The organism is Klebsiella sp. GB_Kp047, from assembly GCF_040065235.1.
GTDB lineage: Bacteria > Pseudomonadota > Gammaproteobacteria > Enterobacterales > Enterobacteriaceae > Klebsiella > Klebsiella quasipneumoniae.
The window spans coordinates 99,366-116,941 of sequence record NZ_JBEAJG010000007.1 but is presented as its reverse complement, the minus strand read 5'-3'; the positions used below and the strand labels follow the sequence as shown (position 1 = coordinate 116,941).

18 protein-coding genes are annotated in these 17,576 nt (G+C 60.0%); 10 read left to right on the top strand and 8 right to left on the bottom strand.

The genetic code is table 11. From position 1 onward, the window contains the following. Window positions 1–3 precede the first annotated feature (3 nt). From eefC to ABLV76_RS05680, 6 genes are all read left to right on the top strand, one after another. Window positions 4–1,368, top strand: coding sequence for a multidrug efflux RND transporter outer membrane subunit EefC (gene eefC / locus ABLV76_RS05705; RefSeq protein WP_004205125.1), 1,365 nt, complete (start codon window positions 4–6; stop codon window positions 1,366–1,368). Window positions 1,369–1,413: 45 nt separating this feature from the next. Then, window positions 1,414–2,577 carry a multidrug effflux MFS transporter gene (locus ABLV76_RS05700; RefSeq protein ID WP_043522790.1) on the top strand — a complete coding sequence of 388 codons (1,164 nt, stop codon included), beginning with the start codon at window positions 1,414–1,416 and terminating at the stop codon, window positions 2,575–2,577. Window positions 2,578–2,739: 162 nt separating this feature from the next. Then, entirely contained in the window at window positions 2,740–3,642 is a 903-nt protein-coding gene (gene murQ, locus ABLV76_RS05695) for an N-acetylmuramic acid 6-phosphate etherase (RefSeq protein WP_109938744.1), read from the top strand. Between the two features lie 24 nt (window positions 3,643–3,666). Then, the gene (gene murP, locus ABLV76_RS05690) at window positions 3,667–5,097 is read left to right on the top strand and encodes a PTS N-acetylmuramic acid transporter subunit IIBC (RefSeq protein WP_057212651.1); all 1,431 of its coding nucleotides are present in this window, start codon (window positions 3,667–3,669) and stop codon (window positions 5,095–5,097) included. A gap of 151 nt (window positions 5,098–5,248) precedes the next feature. After that, window positions 5,249–6,151 carry a DMT family transporter gene (locus ABLV76_RS05685; protein WP_004205129.1) on the top strand — a complete coding sequence of 301 codons (903 nt, stop codon included), beginning with the start codon at window positions 5,249–5,251 and terminating at the stop codon, window positions 6,149–6,151. A 106-nt stretch (window positions 6,152–6,257) separates the two neighbouring features. Then, the gene (locus ABLV76_RS05680) at window positions 6,258–6,548 is read left to right on the top strand and encodes a YicS family protein (protein ID WP_057212649.1); all 291 of its coding nucleotides are present in this window, start codon (window positions 6,258–6,260) and stop codon (window positions 6,546–6,548) included. Between the two features lie 3 nt (window positions 6,549–6,551). Here the strand turns inward: ABLV76_RS05680 and ABLV76_RS05675 are convergent, their stop codons facing one another. The 4 genes from ABLV76_RS05675 to galB are packed head-to-tail and all read right to left on the bottom strand — an operon-like array spanning window position 6,552 to window position 9,958. Next, on the bottom strand, window positions 6,552–7,418 hold the full coding sequence (locus ABLV76_RS05675; RefSeq protein ID WP_023319368.1) for an NAD(P)-dependent oxidoreductase: 867 nt from the start codon (window positions 7,416–7,418) through the stop codon (window positions 6,552–6,554). Between the two features lie 2 nt (window positions 7,419–7,420). Then, complete coding sequence (locus tag ABLV76_RS05670) at window positions 7,421–8,506, bottom strand: 4-oxalomesaconate tautomerase (protein ID WP_004205131.1); 1,086 nt, start codon at window positions 8,504–8,506, stop codon at window positions 7,421–7,423. Window position 8,507: 1 nt separating this feature from the next. Beyond that, a complete protein-coding gene (locus ABLV76_RS05665) occupies window positions 8,508–9,221 on the bottom strand; it encodes a 4-carboxy-4-hydroxy-2-oxoadipate aldolase/oxaloacetate decarboxylase (protein ID WP_017900182.1) in 714 nt (237 codons plus the stop codon). Next, window positions 9,218–9,958 carry a 4-oxalmesaconate hydratase gene (gene galB / locus ABLV76_RS05660; RefSeq protein WP_004205133.1) on the bottom strand — a complete coding sequence of 247 codons (741 nt, stop codon included), beginning with the start codon at window positions 9,956–9,958 and terminating at the stop codon, window positions 9,218–9,220. The genes ABLV76_RS05665 and galB overlap by 4 nt, the downstream gene beginning before the upstream one ends. A 127-nt stretch (window positions 9,959–10,085) precedes the next feature. Between galB and ABLV76_RS05655 the strand changes: the two genes are divergently transcribed. After that, window positions 10,086–11,312, top strand: a complete 1,227-nt coding sequence (locus ABLV76_RS05655) for a LysR family transcriptional regulator (protein WP_017900183.1) — start codon at window positions 10,086–10,088, stop codon at window positions 11,310–11,312. Here the strand turns inward: ABLV76_RS05655 and ABLV76_RS05650 are convergent. From ABLV76_RS05650 to ABLV76_RS05635, 4 genes are all read right to left on the bottom strand, one after another. Continuing rightward, window positions 11,309–12,571, bottom strand: a complete 1,263-nt coding sequence (locus ABLV76_RS05650) for a gallate dioxygenase (RefSeq protein ID WP_004205139.1) — start codon at window positions 12,569–12,571, stop codon at window positions 11,309–11,311. The two genes, ABLV76_RS05655 and ABLV76_RS05650, sit on opposite strands and share 4 nt — an antisense overlap. 13 nt (window positions 12,572–12,584) lie before the next feature. Further along, window positions 12,585–13,955: an aromatic acid/H+ symport family MFS transporter gene (locus ABLV76_RS05645; protein WP_094334428.1), complete on the bottom strand. Its 1,371-nt coding sequence runs from the start codon at window positions 13,953–13,955 to the stop codon at window positions 12,585–12,587. A gap of 213 nt (window positions 13,956–14,168) precedes the next feature. Beyond that, the gene (locus ABLV76_RS05640) at window positions 14,169–15,110 is read right to left on the bottom strand and encodes a LacI family DNA-binding transcriptional regulator (protein ID WP_004205142.1); all 942 of its coding nucleotides are present in this window, start codon (window positions 15,108–15,110) and stop codon (window positions 14,169–14,171) included. Further along, window positions 15,094–15,411, bottom strand: a complete 318-nt coding sequence (locus ABLV76_RS05635; RefSeq protein WP_123811952.1) for a hypothetical protein — start codon at window positions 15,409–15,411, stop codon at window positions 15,094–15,096. The genes ABLV76_RS05640 and ABLV76_RS05635 overlap by 17 nt, the downstream gene beginning before the upstream one ends. Between ABLV76_RS05635 and ABLV76_RS05630 the strand changes: the two genes are divergently transcribed. The 3 genes from ABLV76_RS05630 to ABLV76_RS05620 all read left to right on the top strand — a co-directional run bounded on the left by ABLV76_RS05630 (window position 15,404) and on the right by ABLV76_RS05620 (window position 17,453). After that, a complete protein-coding gene (locus ABLV76_RS05630) occupies window positions 15,404–15,718 on the top strand; it encodes a PTS sugar transporter subunit IIB (RefSeq protein ID WP_023319372.1) in 315 nt (104 codons plus the stop codon). The genes ABLV76_RS05635 and ABLV76_RS05630 overlap by 8 nt on opposite strands. Before the next feature lie 11 nt (window positions 15,719–15,729). Next, the gene (locus ABLV76_RS05625) at window positions 15,730–17,052 is read left to right on the top strand and encodes a PTS sugar transporter subunit IIC (protein WP_004205144.1); all 1,323 of its coding nucleotides are present in this window, start codon (window positions 15,730–15,732) and stop codon (window positions 17,050–17,052) included. Window positions 17,053–17,150: 98 nt separating this feature from the next. Next, window positions 17,151–17,453, top strand: a complete 303-nt coding sequence (locus ABLV76_RS05620; protein ID WP_004205145.1) for a PTS lactose/cellobiose transporter subunit IIA — start codon at window positions 17,151–17,153, stop codon at window positions 17,451–17,453. Window positions 17,454–17,576 lie beyond the last annotated feature (123 nt).

The window sequence follows — 17,576 nt, the reverse complement described above, 5'->3', positions numbered from 1 at the left end:
AGTATGTTTCGTTTGAGTTTTATGTTTATCGCACTCCTGACCGCGGGCTGCGTCTCGCTTGACCCGCATTATGATCGCCCGGCCGCGCCGGTGCCGGCCACCCTGCCCGGGGCGCACGGCGAATCGACGGCGGTGGTCGGCGACTGGCAGAAAGTGGTCAATGACGCGCGGCTGAAAAAAGTGGTCAGTATCGCGCTGAACAGCAACCGCGATGTGCAAAAGGCGCTGGCCGATATCGAGGCCGCGCGCGCCCAGTATGGCGAGACGCGGGCGTCGCTGTTTCCCACTGTCGATGCCGAGCTGAGCCATACCCGCAGCAAAACGGTGGCCAGCGGCCTGAGCTCAACTTCGCAGGCCGACGGCGCGGTCTCCAGCTTCGAGCTGGATCTGTTTGGCAAGAACCAGAGCCTGTCGCGCGCGGCGCGCGAAACCTGGCTTGCCAGCGAATTCACCGCGCAGAATACCCGACTGACGATGATTGCCGATTTGACCACCGCCTGGGTGACGCTGGCGACGGATAACAGCAATCTGGCGCTGGCGCAGCAGACCATGGACAGCGCAGCAAACTCGCGCAACATCGTCGCCCGCCAGATGGCGGTGGGCACCGCCTCCGCCGGCGATTTAAGCTCGGCGGAAAGCGTCTATCAGCAGGCGCGCGCCAGCGTCGCCAGCTACCGCACGCTGGTGGCGCAGGATAAAAACGCCATTAACCTGCTGGCGGGGGAAACCGTGCCGGAGAGCCTGCTGCCCGGCACCCTCGAAAGTCTGGGGGATAACAGCATCGCCCTGGTGCCGGCGGGGGTGTCGTCGTCGGTGCTGCTGCGCCGGCCGGATATACAGGAAGCGGAGCACAACCTGAAGAGCGCCAATGCCGATATCGGCGCGGCGCGGGCGAATTTCTTCCCGTCGATTTCCCTGACCGCCAGCGCCGGGGTCGGCAGCGACTCGCTGTCGTCGCTGTTCAGCCACGGGATGCAGGTGTGGTCGTTCGCCCCCTCCATCAGCCTGCCGCTGTTCACCGGCGGCAGCAACCTGGCGCAGTTGCGCTATGCGGAAGCGGAGAAAAAGGGGCTGATCGCCACCTACGAGAAATCGATTCAGAGCGCCTTTAAGGACGTTGCCGATGCGCTGGCCCGCCGGGAAACGCTGAGCGAAGAGCTCGATGCCCAGCGGCAGTACGTCGCCGCCGAGCAGACCTCGCTGGATATCGCCATGAAGAGCTATCAGGCCGGGGTCGGCGATTATCTGTCGGTGCTTACGGCCCAGCGCACGCTGTGGTCGGCGAAGACGACGCTGCTGTCCCTGCAGCAGACCGACCTCAATAACCGGATCACCCTCTGGCAGTCGCTGGGCGGCGGCGCCAGTTAATTTCACCCGCCGGGCGGCCGCGCCCGGCTTCTGTAAGGAATCGTTATGCCACGTGTTTCCCTCTCCTGGGCGCTGATCCTCGGCCTGCTGTCGGGCATCGGCCCGCTGTGCACTGATTTTTATCTGCCGGCGCTGCCGGAGATCACTCAGCAACTGCAGGCCACCAGCACCCAAACCCAGCTGTCGCTGACCGCCGCGCTGATTGGCCTCGGCCTGGGTCAGCTGTTTTTCGGCCCGCTGAGCGACCGCATTGGCCGCCTGAAACCGCTGGCGCTGTCCCTGCTGCTGTTTATCTTCTCTTCGGCGATGTGCGCCCTGACAAGGGATATCAACATGCTGATTGTCTGGCGTTTTTTACAGGGCTTCGCTGGCGCCGGCGGTTCGGTGCTGTCGCGCTCCATCGCCCGCGATAAATACCAGGGCACCCTGCTGACCCAGTTTTTCGCCCTGCTGATGACGGTGAACGGTATTGCGCCGGTTCTGTCACCGGTGCTGGGCGGCTACGTGATCACCGCCTTCGACTGGCGAATTCTCTTCTGGACGATGGCCGCCATTGGCGGCGCGCTGCTGGTGATGAGCCTGACTATCCTGCGGGAAACGCGCCCGGCCGCGGCAACCAATGCGACCCGCCAGCGGCCCGACCAGCCGGTGCTGAAGAATCGTCGTTTTCTACGCTTCTGCCTGATTCAGGCCTTTATGATGGCCGGTCTGTTCTCCTACATCGGCTCCTCTTCCTTCGTGATGCAGAGCGAATACGGCATGAGCGCCATGCAGTTCAGCCTGCTGTTCGGTCTGAACGGTATCGGGCTGATTATCGCGGCGATGATCTTTTCCCGTCTGGCGCGCCGCTTCAGCGCCGAAAGCCTGCTGCGCGGCGGCCTGACGCTGGCGGTGAGCTGCGCGGCGATCATGCTGCTGTTTGCCTGGCTGCAGCTGCCGGTGCTGGCGCTGGTCGGCCTGTTCTTTACCGTGTCGCTGATGAGCGGCATCAGCACCGTCGCCGGCGCGGAGGCGATGAGCGCCGTTGACGCCGCCCAGTCCGGGACCGCGTCCGCGCTGATGGGCACCCTGATGTTTGTCTTCGGCGGCATCGCCGCGCCGCTGGCGGGCCTCGGCGGCGAAACGATGCTGAAAATGAGCCTCGCGATGGCGATCTGCTACCTGCTGGCGCTGCTAATGGGCCTCAGCCAGCCGCGCAGCGCGCGCTAAACGCCAGATGCGGTAATAAAATATTCCATCTTTATTACCGCACCATTTCCCGCCATCTCTACCATTCTCGTATTATTCTCCGCGTACTAATCGTGATACTCTTCACAGGCAAGGAATAAATAATTCCTTATACTGCGCACGACTGAGAATAACGAGGTTTCTATGAGTATCGACCTGAGCAAACTGCTGACCGAGCGACGCAACGCCAACAGCGCCAACATTGACACCCTTTCCACCCTCGAGATGCTGACGGTGATAAACCAGGAAGACCAGCAGGTGGCCCAGGCGATTACGCCCTATCTGCCGCAGATTGCCAAGGTGGTGGATAAGGTCGCGACGGCGCTGCAGGCCGGTGGCCGCTTGATTTATATCGGCGCTGGCACCTCAGGGCGTCTGGGGATCCTCGATGCCAGCGAATGCCCACCGACCTTCGGCACCCGCCCGGAGCAGGTGGTGGGGATCATCGCCGGCGGACATAAAGCGATTCTCAGCGCCGTGGAAAACGTGGAAGACAACAAAGCGCAGGGGGCGATGGATCTGCAGAACCTGAACTTCAGCCACCGCGATGTGCTGGTGGGGCTGGCGGCCAGCGGACGCACGCCGTACGTCATTGGCGCCATGGAGTATGCCCATCGCCAGAATGCCTTTGTCGCCATCGTCAGCTGTAACCCGCATGGCGAAATGGCCCATCTGGCGGACGTCGCCATTACTCCGGTGGTCGGCCCGGAGGTGGTGACCGGCTCAACCCGCCTGAAAGCCGGCACTGCGCAAAAGCTGGTGCTGAACATGATCTCCACCGGGGCAATGATCCGCGTCGGCAAGGTCTACAGCAATCTGATGGTCGACGTCGAAGCGACCAACGCCAAGCTGATTGAGCGCCAGGTTTCCATCGTGATGGAGGCGACCGACTGCGATCGCCCCACCGCCCAGAAGGCGCTGGAGGCCTGCGGCCGCCACTGTAAAACGGCGATCGTGATGGTGCTCGCAGACTTAAGCGCCGAAGAGGCGCAGTCGCTGCTGGCGAAAAACAACGGCTACATCCGCAAGGCGCTCAGCAACGCCTGAGCGCCGACAGACAGGTAACGGGCAATGGCAAAAATAACGAAAGAGATGATAGCGCGGATCCTCAGCCACGTGGGCGGCGCCGCAAACGTCGCGCAGGCGGGCAACTGCATGACGCGCCTGCGCTTGACCCTGCGCGATGAAGGGCTGGCCGACACCACCGCCATCCGCCAGATTGACGGCGTGATGGGGGTGATCGTCAGCGACGAGCAGTTCCAGGTAGTGCTCGGCCCCGGCAAAGCGCAAACCGCCGCCGAGATGATGAACGTCCTGCTGGAGGAGGCGCCCGCCGCGCCGTCGCTGGCCGATGTCGCGGCGGAGAGAAAACAGGCGCTGAAGGGCAAGCAGACCAGCGCGGTGCAGAAGTTTCTCGCCAAATTCGCCACCATCTTTACGCCGCTAATCCCCGGCTTTATCGCCGTCGGGCTGCTGCTGGGCTTCGCCACCCTGGCGGAACAGGCTTTCGTGCTGGAGAACGCCCATCCGAACGCCAGCCTGGTGGCGCTGATTGGCTATATGAAGGTCTTCAGCAAAGGGATGTTCACCTTCCTGAGCATCCTGATTGGCTATAACGCGCAGAAGGCGTTCGGCGGCTCCGGGGTAAACGGCGCGATTATCGCCTCGCTGTTCGTGCTGGGCTACAACCCGGAGGCGACCAGCGGCGTCTACGCCGGGATCTCCACCTTCTTCGGCCACGGCATCGATCCGCGCGGCAATATCATCGGCGTACTGATCGCCGCCATCCTTGGCGCGTGGGTTGAACGCCAGGTGCGGCGGGTAATGCCGGCCAACCTCGATATGATCCTCACCTCGGCGGTGACGCTGCTGATCATGGGCGCGGTGACCTTTACGGTGATCATGCCGATTGGCGGCTGGTTGTTTACCGGCATGTCGTGGTTGTTCCTGCATCTTAATGGCAATCCGTTTGGCTCGGCGGTGCTGGCCGGTCTGTTCCTGCTGGCGGTGATGTTCGGCGTCCATCAGGGGTTTGTCCCGGTCTATTTTGCGCTGGTGGATGCCCAGGGCTTTAACTCGCTGTTCCCGATCCTGGCGATGGCCGGGGCCGGGCAGGTGGGGGCGGCGCTGGCGCTGTTCTGGCGGGCGAAGCGCGATTCGCTGCTGCGAACCCAGATTAAGGGGGCGATTATTCCGGGCTTCCTCGGGATTGGCGAGCCGCTAATCTACGGCGTCACCTTGCCGCGGATGAAGCCGTTTGTTACCGCCTGCCTCGGCGGCGCCTGCGGCGGCTTCTTCGTCGGGCTGATCGCCTGGCTGGGGCTGCCGGTCGGCCTGAACACCGTGTTCGGTCCGTCCGGGCTGGTGGCGCTGCCGCTGATGACCTCCGGCAGCGGGATTTACGCCGGGATGGCGGTTTACGCCGGCGGACTGGCGGTCTCCTACCTGTGCGGCTTTGTGCTCACCTGGCTGTTCGGCAGTAAAAATGTCGATTTAAGCTAGAACGCGATTGTCGGGTCATGCCCGGCGGCGACTTCGCCTTCCCGGGCCTGCAAAATCGTTACCCCGGCGCGGCCAACTACCATTTCCTGCCCCGCCGCCCGGGCGGGCGCATGCTATGATTCCCCTTTGTCACATTTCACCAGAGGAAAAGATGGGCTCCAGCAAAAAAGGGATGCTGAACGTACTGATTGCCGCCGTGCTGTGGGGCAGTTCCGGGGTATGCGCGCAGTTTATTATGCAGGAAAGCCAGATGTCGTCGCCGTTTCTGACCATGACGCGTCTGCTGTTCGCCGGGCTGATCCTGCTGATGCTCGGCTTTGTTCACGGCGACCGCATTTTCCGCGTGCTGCAAAACCGCCGCGACGCCGTCAGCCTGCTGTTTTTCTCGCTGTTTGGCGCGTTAACCGTGCAATTCACCTTTTTGATGACCATTGAAAAATCGAATGCCGCCACGGCCACGGTGCTGCAGTTCCTGTCCCCGACGATCATCGTCGCCTGGTTCGCCCTCGCCCGCAAAGCGCGCCCCACTCCGTTGGTGCTGGGGGCTATCTGCACCTCGCTGGCGGGCACCTTTCTGCTGGTAACCCACGGCAACCCGACGACGCTGTCGATTTCGCCGGCGGCGCTGTTCTGGGGGATCGCCTCGGCGTTTGCCGCCGCGTTTTATACCACCTATCCCTCGACGCTAATTGCCCGCTACGGGACGCTGCCGATCGTCGGCTGGAGTATGTTGTTCGGCGGTGCGATGCTGCTGCCGTTTTACGGCGGCCAGGGCACCGATTTTGTGGTGAACGGCAGCCTGCTGTTAGCTTTTTTCTACCTGGTGGTGATCGGTACTTCGCTGACATTCAGCCTTTATCTTAACGGCGCGCAGAAGATTGGCGGCGCCAAAGCCGGGATCCTCAGCTGCGCCGAACCGCTGAGCAGCGCCCTGCTGTCGCTCCTGCTGCTGGGGATCACCTTCACGCTGCCGGACTGGCTGGGCACTCTGCTGATCCTGGCGTCGGTGGTGCTGATCGCTATCGACTCGCGGCGGCGGGTGAGAGCCGCCTGAGGCGATGATAACAAACGCCTTTTCAATAAGTTAAATTAACCGCTATTTGCGTGTTTTCCCGCCTGCGCATATAGTTGACGGAAGCGATTACGGAAGGAGAAGCCTGATGAAAGCATATTGGATGGTATGCCTGGTCACCGCCCTGAGCGCCACGTCGGCGTGGGCCGAATCACCGCTGCAAAGCCTGCAGTTCGAGCAGCAAAAGCAGCAGGTGCTCAAAGCGGTGAAGGAAAAATGCGCGCCAGCAAGCCACCTCAGCGACAACGATTTTGCCAATAAAGTACTGGCGACCGACGGCAACAAGAACGCGGTCCGCGAAGCAACGCTGGCGAAAGAGCGCAATAACCAGAAAAGCTACCAGGCCGCAATCGACAAAATCGTCTGTCCGGCCAAATAGCGGTTATTTCAGCCTGGCGACCAGCGTTTTCCAGTCAAACGGCGTCAGCTGCCTGTAGCTCAGGCTACGGGCGGCCATCTGCTCCGGAAGCTGGCGCTGGCTTTTCGCGATCGCCTCGCTCATTATCCCGGCGCTCCCCACATCACGCAGGGTTTTCACCACCTCTTCCATCTCTTCGCTGCGCCGAACGCCATGTTCCGCCACCCGGCTGATCAGATAGTCGGGAAACGCGCCTGTCCAGCCCAGAGACGGGAAACTATGATGCAAGGAGCTAAGCACCTCCTCCTCGACGCCATATTCACGGGCCGCGAACAGGCATTCTGTGGTGAGCGCTTCAAGACCTTTGATCATCACGCTACGGCACATTTTTATCGCCGACACCTGGCCCACCGTACTGGCGCCATAGCGGGCATTCAGCCCCAGCCCCTGCAGACGCGGCGCGATCGCCTCCGCCTGCGGCCCGCCGATCAATAACGGTGTCTGCAATCGGGCCGGCGGCACCGGCGCCATCACCGCGACATCAATGTAGGCGCCGGGCAGAAAATGTTCAGCTGCCTGCCGTTTCGTTTCCGGCGCCACGGAGTTGAGATCGAGGAAATATTGCCCCGGCTGCAGCAGCGCGGCGGCCTGCTGCGCGACCTTTAGCGCCTCACCGGCGGTCACAGTAGAAAAAATCAGCGCGGCGCTCTCCAGCGCCTGCGCCAGCGAACTCCCCGCCTGAACGCGCGAATCACCGGCTTTCCTGACCATTGCCTCTCGCTCCGGGCCATTGAGCTTGCAATCCCATATGGTCACCGCATGCTCACGGGCCAGATCTGCCGCCAGAATGCCACCCGCCTCGCCAAAACCAATAAACGCGATTGTCGTCATCATTACTCCTCACGCGGCCAGACGCGGGCCGGAATAAAAACTTCGCCAGCAAACAGCAGTCGCGCCGTGCGTAACAGGCCGCAGCCTGTCAGGGCGCCGTCTGCGTCAAGCTGAAGCGTCACGCTAAATTCGCCTGTCGGATGCTCAACGCTGAGCAGCGGCGTAGCGCCTGGCGCGACCTGCGCCATGCCCTGCGCGACGGATCCAGGAAGCAGACAGGCGCTGGCCACGCTCACCGCGCCAAATACGCCGATCGACGCGTGGCAGCGGTGCGGGATAAAGGTGCGGCTGCTGATGGCGCCGCCGTGTCGCGGCTCGGCGATCAGGGTCATCTTGGGCACCGTGCGCTGGCTGACGTCGCCAAGCTGCATCAGCGGCCCGGCCTGCAGGCGAATCGACTCCAGGCGACGTTTAAGCGCGTCGTCATTATCCAGCTGTTCGCGCGTCTCATAGCCGGTGCAACCGAGGTCGCACGCGCGCAGCAGGATCACCGGCATTCCGTTATCGATGCAGGTCACCTCGACGCCGTCAAAACGATCACGAACCCGGCCGGTCGGCAGCAGGGCCCCGCAGCTGGAGCCGGCGACATCAAGAAAATGGAGCAGGATCGGGCTGGCGCTGCCCGGCACGCCATCGATACGACTCTCGCCGACGTAGTCGACCCCGTCGGCATCGCAGGGGATCTCTGCCACCGCCAGTTGCCCCGTGTTCTCCATATAAATACGCACCCGAGTGAGCGGCGCATCGTGGCGAATCAGCCCACGCTCGATGGCGAAAGGGCCAACGGCGGCAAGAATATTGCCGCAGTTTTGGCCGTAGTCCACAGAGGCCCCCGTCACGTTCACCTGGGCAAACAGATAGTCCACATCGGCGTCAGGCCGTGCGGAGCGGCGGATAATCGCCACTTTACTGGTCAGCGGATCGGCGCCGCCGATCCCGTCAATTTGCCGGGGATCAGGCGAGCCCATCACCGCCAGCAGCACCGCATCACGTTGCACCGGATCGGCAGGCAGATCGTCAGCCAGAAAACAGGCCGCCTTCGAGGTGCCGCCGCGCATCCATAGACAGGGAATTCCGCGTTGCGCCATCTTACTCCTCCACCTCATCTGCGCTGTCGTAATACCGCAGCCCCTTTTCCGCCAGACGCTGGCGCATCGCGTAAATATCCAGCCCCAGCTCGCCATGGCGCATCCGCTCACGCTTCGCAAGCTCATTGCTCATGCGTGCTTCCGCTTTATCGAGCACATCACGCACCTGGGCGTGAGGCAGCACCACGACGCCATCGTCGTCGGCCACCACGACATCGCCCGGCTGCACAAGCTGGCCTGCGCAAATCACCGGGACGTTAACCGAGCCGAGGCTCTCTTTCACCGTTCCCTGGGCATAAACCTGACGGGACCAGACGGCGAATCCCATCTCCCGCAACGTTTGCGAATCGCGAATGCCGATATCGCCCACCAGACCGACCACACCGCGCGATTGGAGAGACGTCGCCAGCAGATCGCCGAAGAAGCCATCGCCGCACGGCGACGTCGGGGCCACCACCAGAATATCGCCGGCGCGGCACTGCTCGACCGCGACATGAAACATCCAGTTGTCGCCTGGCGTCACCAGTACCGTGACCGCGTTGCCCGCCCGGCTGACGCCCTGCTGAATCGGACGGATTGCCGGTCCCATCAGCCCCTGGCGTGCCCAGGCTTCATGGAGCGTCGCCACCCCAGCCGCCTCACAGCGGCGCAAAACCGCCTCGTCATGGCGCGGCAGATGGCGGATCACAAGGCCTTTTTTATTTAACAGCTTCATGCCAGGTTCTCCGTTACGCGGGGGAAGATGCTCTGGAAGGCTTCGCCGTGAACGATATCGCGCGCGGCCGTGATGCCGATGTTGCGTTTGGCCTGCACTCCGCGCTGCAGCGCCACGCGAGTGTAGTACTCCCACAAATGCTCCTGGCCCTGCATACACTGAATGGCCTGATACTTTTTCTCCCAGACAGTGGTGATGTCCAGCAGCACATCAGGCTTCCAGTTGCACTGCTCCGGCTGGTGCGGTTCGAAACAGTAAACCGGGGGAGCAGCGACAATTTTCTCGCCGGGGCGATAGCCTTCTGCCTGAGCGATAATCCGAGCCTCCTGAGCCAGGTGGGAGGCCAGCGGGTGATCGTAGTTATAGGGATCCTGCAGCGAGTGCGTCAGAACAAAGTGGGGCTGGATACGGCGATACACATCCGCCAGACGAAACAGCGTCTCTTTATCGGCGCGCAGCGGATAGTCGCCGATATCAAAGAATTCGACGCTGGCGCCCAGGATCTCGGCGGCGGCCTGCGCCTCTTCGCGACGGACTTGCTTCACCGCCTCCTCGGTCATGTTGCCTTTACGCCACAGTTTGGCGGACTCGCCGCGCTCGCCAAAGGACAAACAGACCACATGGACCTGATAGCCCTGCAGGGCATGCAGGGCTATCGCACCGCCCGCGCGCCAGACGAAATCGGCCGAGTGGGCGCTGACGACAAGGGCACTTTTTTCGCTAACCGGATGAGACATGATGGCTTCCTCTGTTGTTTTTTTCAGCTTGTCATGTCCCGCCGTTGGAAGGTAATTCGTTAACTTGCGAAGGCTATGATTTTTATTTATGTTGTCGACTCACTCACTATTTCAGGCCTGACGAATAATGCTGAAGAGAAAGCACGATAAAATCATAAATATCATGCAGCTGCGCTTTTTTTGTCAGGTCGCGCTGCGCGGAAGCGTCTCGCGTGCTGCCGATGACTTATTCCGCACGCAGTCAGCGATAACCCGGGCTATCCGCGACCTTGAAGCCGCGTTGAACGTCACGCTGTTCGAACGCCATTACAGCGGCATGGTGCCCACCGAGTATGGCAAGTGCATCCTGCCGCGCGCCCGGCGGGCGATTGACGACCTGCAGGCCATCCCGGCGCTGTTGCAGAAGCACCATACCCGCACCAGCGGCCCGCTGGCGGACGCCGGTTGGCTGTTCAATACCCGCCGGTTAGCCATTTTTATTCAGCTCTATCACGTCAACCATACCCAAACCGTCGCGCAACAGTTGGGGATCACCCAGCCGGCGGTCAGCGCCGCGCTGAAGGTCCTGGAGAAAGGGGCGGATTCGGCGCTGTTTCGCCGAACGCCAGAAGGGGTGCGTCCCACGCCTGCCGCAGAACTGCTCTATCCCCCGGTGAGCAGAGCGCTCAACGAGCTGGAAAACATCTGGAGCGATCTCGCCGCCCGTCGCGGGGTGCTGGAGGGCACCGTGCGCATTGGCGCCCTGCCGCTGAGTCGCACCCGGCTACTGCCCTCCGCCATCGCCGCCTTTCTGGCCCAGCACCCGGGTATTACCCTCATGACCAATGAAAGTCCGTATGAGTCGCTGGTCGCCGATATGCGCGCAGGTAATATCGATTTTATTATCGGCGCCCTGCGTCAGGATGAAGATCTCCCGGACCTCTGTAGCGAGGCGTTATTCGAAGAGGATATGCTGATTTTACTGCGTAATAACCACCCGCTGCTGCGCCATCCGGATCCGCGCAGCCAGCTGGCGACAGCGCAATGGGTGCTGCCGCGCGCCAACGCGCCGGCGCGCCATTTGCTGGATAAGGCGTTTGTCACCCTGGGGCTGCCGCTGCCCCAGCCGACGGTGGAGACCGGGGATGCGGCGATGGTGCGAGGATTGCTGCAGGACTCCGACATGCTGGCGGCGGTTTCCGCCAGCCAGATGCGTTTTGAAACTGACAATGGGTTGCTCAGCGTGTTGCCGGTCCCCCTGCCCGATACCACCCGGCGTATCGGGCTGACGTTTCGCGCCGGCAGCCTACCCTCCCCGGCGACGCAGGCGCTGTTGCGTTTTATTTATCAGCAGGTTCAGGACGGGACTGTTTAACGTTTACCCGCCACCGAATAGGTTACCTGTTGGTTGCGCGTTTGCTGAAACGCCTCCAGCGTCTGCCCGCGCATCGCGGCGTAAATATGCAGGTTGGATACGCCGACCACCGCGCCCATTTTCTCCAGCAGGAAGAAACTGGCGCCATACTGAATCAATCCCCGCCAGTCGCGTGCGTTGAGCAACTGCTGTTCCTCCTCACTCAGTCCGGCTTCGGCATAAAGCGACTGAGGCGACTGCAGAAAACGTTCGCGCCAGGCAGGCTCAATCAGCCGATGCAGGAAACGGTTAAGCCGCAAGCCATTCAGGCTGCGCTCGTGGGTAAAAGGATAGGTTCCCGGCAGTTTCTCCACCCCGGCCAGCTGCTGCGCCATATGCTGGCGATGGCGCGTCAGGGTATCGACGGGGGGCAGGCGCGCATTGTTCTCAAGGATCAGCGTAGCGATACCGGTCATCGACGGCAGGTAATAGTCGCGCCAGGTTTCGGTGACATTGGCTGATAGCGCGCCGCGCATCACCAGCCACATGATCACCTCAGACCCTTCCATTCCCCCCAGCTCGGCATATTCGCCAAGGGTCATTTCGGTAAGCTTTTCCGGGTCATTAACCAGCATGTCAACAAACTGGGCATCCCAGTCGGGATTATTAAATCCGCAGCGCTCGCCATGAACCTGATGCGAGAGCCCGCCGGTCGCGACAATCGCCACATTGATATCTTCCGGGAAGCTTTCAATTGCCCGGCGCAGCGCCTGGCCGAGTCGGTAACAACGGCGCGCGCTCGGTACCGGAAATTGCAGCACGCCGATCTGTAACGGGATCACCGCCGTCGGCCACCCCTGCGCTTCATCCCAGGGCAACAGCGCCGAAAGCGGCGAGAAAAGGCCGTGGTCGAGCTTTTTATCCATAAAGAACGACATATCAAACTCATCGGCCATCAGGCTGGCGCCAATGTGCCTTGAGAGCGCCGCATTGCCCTGGACCGGCGGCAGACAGCGTGGTCCGCCGCCTTCATCGGCAACGTCATATTGACTATCGATTCCCAGCGTAAATGTCGAATAGTGATCGAAGAAAAAGGCGGTCACATGGTCATTAAAGATGTACACCAGCGCATCCGGTTTTTTCTCCTCCAGCCAGCGCTGCAGCGGTTCGAAGCTCTGGAAGATCGGCGACCATGCCGGGTCCTGCTGTTTATGATGATCGACCGCGAAGCCGATAGTCGGGGTATGAGAGACGGCGATACCGCCGAGAATGTTAGCCATCAGATAACTCCACTTATCGGTGTTCCAGGGGGGATGACAAAGCGTCCAGTTCTGCCTCTGTGAGTCGAGGCTTAGCGTGATTCATACGGTGCAACAAAATACAGGTCCCCGCCAGGCAGGCCGGCAGCGCAAGCACCAAAAAGATCGACGAGTGTCCCGGCACGACCAGCATCAGCATCCCGCCCAGCGTGGAGCTGAGAATAGCCCCGGTACGGCCGATACCATGCATCCAGCTGACGCCGGTAGCACGGATCTCGGTTTGATAATAGGCTGGCGAATAGGCCTGCAGACCGTTCTGCGCGCCGTTAATGCACATCCCGCTGATAAAAATCAGCACCGACAGCGCCGCCGATCCGAAGTCCATCAACCCCTGGGACAACAGGCACAGGCAGCCGAGGAAATAGGTTGCCGCAATCACCGCTTTCGCCGAAGCACGATCCATCAGCATACCGACAAGGATCCCGCCCAGCGGGCCGCCGAGCTGGAACAAGCCGGTCATCATCGCCGCCTGCTGCAGCGACAGCCCGCCGGAGCGGAGAATGGTTGGCAGCCAGCCGTTCAGCAGATATATCACGAACAGCCCCATAAAATAGGTTAGCCACAGCGCTATCGTGCCGCGGGCATAGCCATGCCGAAACAGCTGTGCCACTTTACTGCTCCGCGTGATGGGCGGCGCATTCAGCTGGAAGACGGTGTCAGCCGTAAACTGGCCTCCAAGCCGGTTAAGCGCCCTGGCGATCTGCTCGCCCGGTAGTCGGCGCGCCACCATGCTCATCGCCGACTCCGGCAACATCACGATCATAAAGGGAAGCACCACGAGCGGCAGCACGCCGCCAAAAATCAGCGCCGAGTGCCAGCTGTAATGCGATAACAACCCGGCAGCGATAAAGCCGCCGAGGCCGGAACCCACGTTGAATCCGCTGTACATCAGGGTGATCATCACCCCTTTACGCCGCTCCGGCATATATTCCGCCACCAGCGTGACGCAATTGGGCATCACGGCGCCAAGTCCGAGGCCGGTGAGAAAGCGCAGCAGCGCCAGCTGCGACGGGCTTTGCGCCACGGCGCCGGCCAGGCTGAACAGCGCAAACAGCGCCACCGACCAGAGTAAAATGCGTTTTCGGCCGTAGCGGTCAGAAAGCGGGCCCGCCACCAGCGCGCCAATGGCGACGCCGAACATAGCCGCCCCAAGAATCGGCCCCATTTCAGCCCGGCTGATGCCCCAGTCCTCGATGAGCGCCGGGGCGACAAAGCCCATCACCGCAGCGTCATACCCATCCAGCATAATGATGATGAAACAGAGCAGCAGCACGTTCCATTGAAAGCGCGAGACCGGGCGGGCATCTATCCACGCTTTCACATCGACAACGTTCATGTGATTCATAGGGTGACTTCCTCAAGCAGGCGGTACGAATGTTCTGGTTAGTGTTTTTTTTGAGTGGAACTTTCGTACTCAACTTAAGGCAGGTCACGCAGGCTGTCCGGTTCGAAAACCCGGCGACAGATATGAGTTTTATTTATAATGTGAGGGATACGACAAAAAACAGCCAATAAAAAACCCGCAGCCAACGGCGGCGGGTCAGGGCAAGAGCGACGATCAGTGCTTTGGAATAATTAAATCGCCGCGCAGCGGGCTGCCGCCCGGGTTGTCCGTTTTCTCGGTCAGCCAGTTGACGATCCGCGACGCCATCGCGTCCATGGAATATTCAATCGCCGGGATAGTCGGGATTCCGGGCAGCTGTAACGATCCGGCGAGGCTAAACACCATCACATTTTGCGGAACGGCGCGGTTAAACGCCTGCAGCTGCGGCACCACGCGCTGCGCCTGCAGCTCATCGCTCACCAGCAGCGCGTTAAAGTTCAGCGTCGTGGCGTTATTGACCAGCTCCTGCACCGCCACCGACGGCGAGGTGTTATCCAGAAACACCAGATTGCGATTAAACGGCAAAAAGTTTTTTTCCAGCGCGTGCTTGTAGCCCAGCAGCACCTGATCGGCAAAGCCGCTGCTCTGCGGATGGATCAGCGCAATCTGCCTTCTGCCCTGGCTTATCAGATAGTGGCAGGCGGTTTCGGCGGCGAAGGCGTGATCGAACTGAATGCTGTTTTCGCCCTCGCTGTCGAGGCAGTCCACCAACACCACGTCCGGGCGGTTAATATTCAGAGGAAAACGCGCGCCGATGATCAGCACGTTATCGCACAGCCCGCAGGTTAACTCCTCCAGCGAGTTCATCACGCCGCTGCTGGTGTTGGCGAAGCGCAGCAGCAGGTGCTTCTGGTGCTGGCTGAGCTGTTTTTCCAGGGCGTAGAGATAGCTGGTGGTTTGATTGATATTGTCCTGGGCGCAGATGACGCCGATGCAGCCGGTGGACTGGCTAAGCAACGACTGGGCTATCATGTTTGGCCGGTAATTGAGCGCTTCCGCCGCCTGCAGCACCGCCTGACGACTGGCTTCCTTCACGCCACGTGAGCCGCTCAACACTCGCGACACCGTGGCTTTGGAAACCCCGGCAAGTCGTGAAACATCATTGATTGTCGACATCATTTTCCCCTGCGCGGGCGCCACGTCCCGCCAAAATCCTGTAAACCTGAATCGCTTCAATTATGACCAGCGCAGTATAGCCATTTCGCCATTTGTTTGGAAACCGATTTTCCATTTCAGCGCAAAACATCGCCAAATCGACAGAATAATGTGAGCCAAATCCAATAAATCCGCCCCATAAGCAGGAGATCTTGACCACTATCACAGTTCTGCTTTTTATAAATGGAAACCGGTTTCCGTCTGATATCAAATCATCCACGCAATAACTTTTTACATTTTGAGGATGGTCGTCGATGTACAAGATTATGCTGTGCTGCTCTGCCGGAATGTCCACCAGTCTGCTGGTCAGAAAGATGGTGGAGGCGGCGAATGAACGTGATCTGCCGGTGCAGATTGACGCCTATGGCGTTTCCGAATTTGACATCCAGTTTCCGCAGTATCAGGTGGTGTTGCTAGGCCCCCAGGTGAAATACATGTTGAAAACCCTGTCTGACAAAGCGGCTCCCCTGAACATTCCCGTTCAGCCCATCGATACGATGGACTACGGTATGCAGCGGGGAGACAACGTCCTGAATTATGCTCTGTCGCTGATCCCAGCGGCGCACTGAGAGGTGTTGAAATGAGTTCTCTGTATCAGTCCATGATTGCCGTGATCGAGCAATCTATTACTCCGCTGGCAGGACGCCTTGGGCAGCAGAAATATGTTATCGCTATCCGCGATGGCTTCACTGCCGCATTGCCGTTTATGATCATCGGCTCTTTCATGCTGGTATTTATCTTTCCGCCGTTTTCACCCGAGACCACCAACGGCTTTGCCCGCGGCTGGCTCGATTTCTCCCAGCACTACCGCGAACAGCTGATGCTGCCGTTTAACCTCAGCATGGGCGTAATGACCTTCTTTATCTCGGTCGGCATTGGCGCCAGCCTCGGTCGTCAGTTTCAGCTGGATCCGGTGATGTCCGGTCTGCTGGCGTTTATGGCCTTCCTGCTGGTTGCCGCGCCCTATGCCGATGGAAAAATTTCCACTCAGTATCTGTCCGGCCAGGGCATTTTTACCGCCCTCATCACCGCCATCTACTCCACCCGCGTCTACGCGTGGCTGAAGCAAAACAACATCACCATTCGACTGCCGAAAGAGGTACCGACCGGCGTCGCTCGTTCGTTTGAAATCCTTATCCCGGTGCTGGTGGTGATTGGTACTTTGCATCCGCTGAACCTGTTTATCGAAGCGCAGACCGGGATGATCCTGCCGCAGGCGATCATGCATCTGCTGGAGCCGCTGGTTTCCGCCTCCGACTCGCTGCCGGCGATTTTGCTCTCCGTCCTGATGTGCCAGATTTTCTGGTTCGCTGGGATCCACGGCTCGCTGATTGTCACCGGCATTATGAACCCGTTCTGGATGGCTAACCTCTCGGCAAACCAGGCGGCGCTGGCGGCCGGCACGGTGTTGCCGCACGTCTATCTGCAGGGCTTCTGGGATCACTATCTGCTGATTGGCGGCGTCGGTTCGACCCTACCGCTGGCCTTCCTGCTGCTGCGTAGTCGGGCCACGCATCTGCGCACCATCGGCAAGATGGGTATCGTGCCGAGCTTCTTTAATATCAACGAGCCGATCCTGTTCGGGGCGCCGATCATCATGAACCCGATGATGTTTATCCCCTTCGTCTGCGTACCGATGGTCAACGCGGTGCTAGCTTACGGCGCGACGCGTCTTGGCTGGCTGAGCCAGGTGGTGTCCCTCACTCCGTGGACCACGCCGGCACCGATTGGCGCCTCGTGGGCGGCCAACTGGACGCTGAGCCCGGTAGTGATGTGCCTTATCTGCATGGTGATGTCGGCGGTCATTTACCTGCCGTTCCTGCGCGCCTATGAACGTTCCTTAATGAAAACCGAAGTTGAGAAAACCAAAAATAGCGTTCCGGTGGCAGAAACCGTTAGCTAATTCCTCTCCGCCCCGGAGAGATAATATGATGGCAGCGTAATAATGCAGAAAAAGGACTTTCACTGCATTATTAAATAATAAAGACCTCAGGAATACACATGATTGAATTAGAAGATGCGGTAATGGAAATTATCGTTAATGCGGGACAGTCACGCTCATTATGTTTTGAAGCGCTACATGCGGCCCGAACCGGAAATATCGACGAAGCGCGTTTACTGTTAAATGAAGCCGACGGTTACGCCCGTCGGGCGCATCAGATGCAGACCCAGCTCATCGAGCAGGATGCCGGTGAAGCGCGTCAGCCTATGACGCTGATTATGGTACATGCCCAGGATCATCTGATGAATTCGCTGCTGGCCCGCGAGTTCTCAGAAGAATTAATCCATCTGTACCAGCGTTAATTAATATGGAATAACGCCTGCGAGAATATTACTCTCCGGCGTCGCTGTACCCTAAAAAACAAATCAGCTTATTTTGACTATATATTTTAGCCAGAATGGGATGGTTATTATCTGAAATATATT

What these genes read in the sequence shown, in the direction of transcription:
- ABLV76_RS05655 (WP_017900183.1), top strand. Translation starts at nt 10,086, where the DNA reads ATGCTGAAGAGAAAGCACGATAAAATCATAAATATCATGCAGCTGCGC.
- murQ (WP_109938744.1), top strand. Translation starts at nt 2,740, where the DNA reads ATGAGTATCGACCTGAGCAAACTGCTGACCGAGCGACGCAACGCCAAC.
- ABLV76_RS05650 (WP_004205139.1), bottom strand. Translation starts at nt 12,571, where the DNA reads ATGGCTAACATTCTCGGCGGTATCGCCGTCTCTCATACCCCGACTATC.
- ABLV76_RS05640 (WP_004205142.1), bottom strand. Translation starts at nt 15,110, where the DNA reads ATGTCGACAATCAATGATGTTTCACGACTTGCCGGGGTTTCCAAAGCC.
- ABLV76_RS05685 (WP_004205129.1), top strand. Translation starts at nt 5,249, where the DNA reads ATGGGCTCCAGCAAAAAAGGGATGCTGAACGTACTGATTGCCGCCGTG.
- ABLV76_RS05665 (WP_017900182.1), bottom strand. Translation starts at nt 9,221, where the DNA reads ATGAAGCTGTTAAATAAAAAAGGCCTTGTGATCCGCCATCTGCCGCGC.
- ABLV76_RS05700 (WP_043522790.1), top strand. Translation starts at nt 1,414, where the DNA reads ATGCCACGTGTTTCCCTCTCCTGGGCGCTGATCCTCGGCCTGCTGTCG.
- ABLV76_RS05680 (WP_057212649.1), top strand. Translation starts at nt 6,258, where the DNA reads ATGAAAGCATATTGGATGGTATGCCTGGTCACCGCCCTGAGCGCCACG.
- galB (WP_004205133.1), bottom strand. Translation starts at nt 9,958, where the DNA reads ATGTCTCATCCGGTTAGCGAAAAAAGTGCCCTTGTCGTCAGCGCCCAC.
- ABLV76_RS05670 (WP_004205131.1), bottom strand. Translation starts at nt 8,506, where the DNA reads ATGGCGCAACGCGGAATTCCCTGTCTATGGATGCGCGGCGGCACCTCG.
- eefC (WP_004205125.1), top strand. Translation starts at nt 4, where the DNA reads ATGTTTCGTTTGAGTTTTATGTTTATCGCACTCCTGACCGCGGGCTGC.
- ABLV76_RS05645 (WP_094334428.1), bottom strand. Translation starts at nt 13,955, where the DNA reads ATGAATCACATGAACGTTGTCGATGTGAAAGCGTGGATAGATGCCCGC.
- ABLV76_RS05625 (WP_004205144.1), top strand. Translation starts at nt 15,730, where the DNA reads ATGAGTTCTCTGTATCAGTCCATGATTGCCGTGATCGAGCAATCTATT.
- ABLV76_RS05675 (WP_023319368.1), bottom strand. Translation starts at nt 7,418, where the DNA reads ATGACGACAATCGCGTTTATTGGTTTTGGCGAGGCGGGTGGCATTCTG.
- ABLV76_RS05630 (WP_023319372.1), top strand. Translation starts at nt 15,404, where the DNA reads ATGTACAAGATTATGCTGTGCTGCTCTGCCGGAATGTCCACCAGTCTG.
- murP (WP_057212651.1), top strand. Translation starts at nt 3,667, where the DNA reads ATGGCAAAAATAACGAAAGAGATGATAGCGCGGATCCTCAGCCACGTG.
- ABLV76_RS05620 (WP_004205145.1), top strand. Translation starts at nt 17,151, where the DNA reads ATGATTGAATTAGAAGATGCGGTAATGGAAATTATCGTTAATGCGGGA.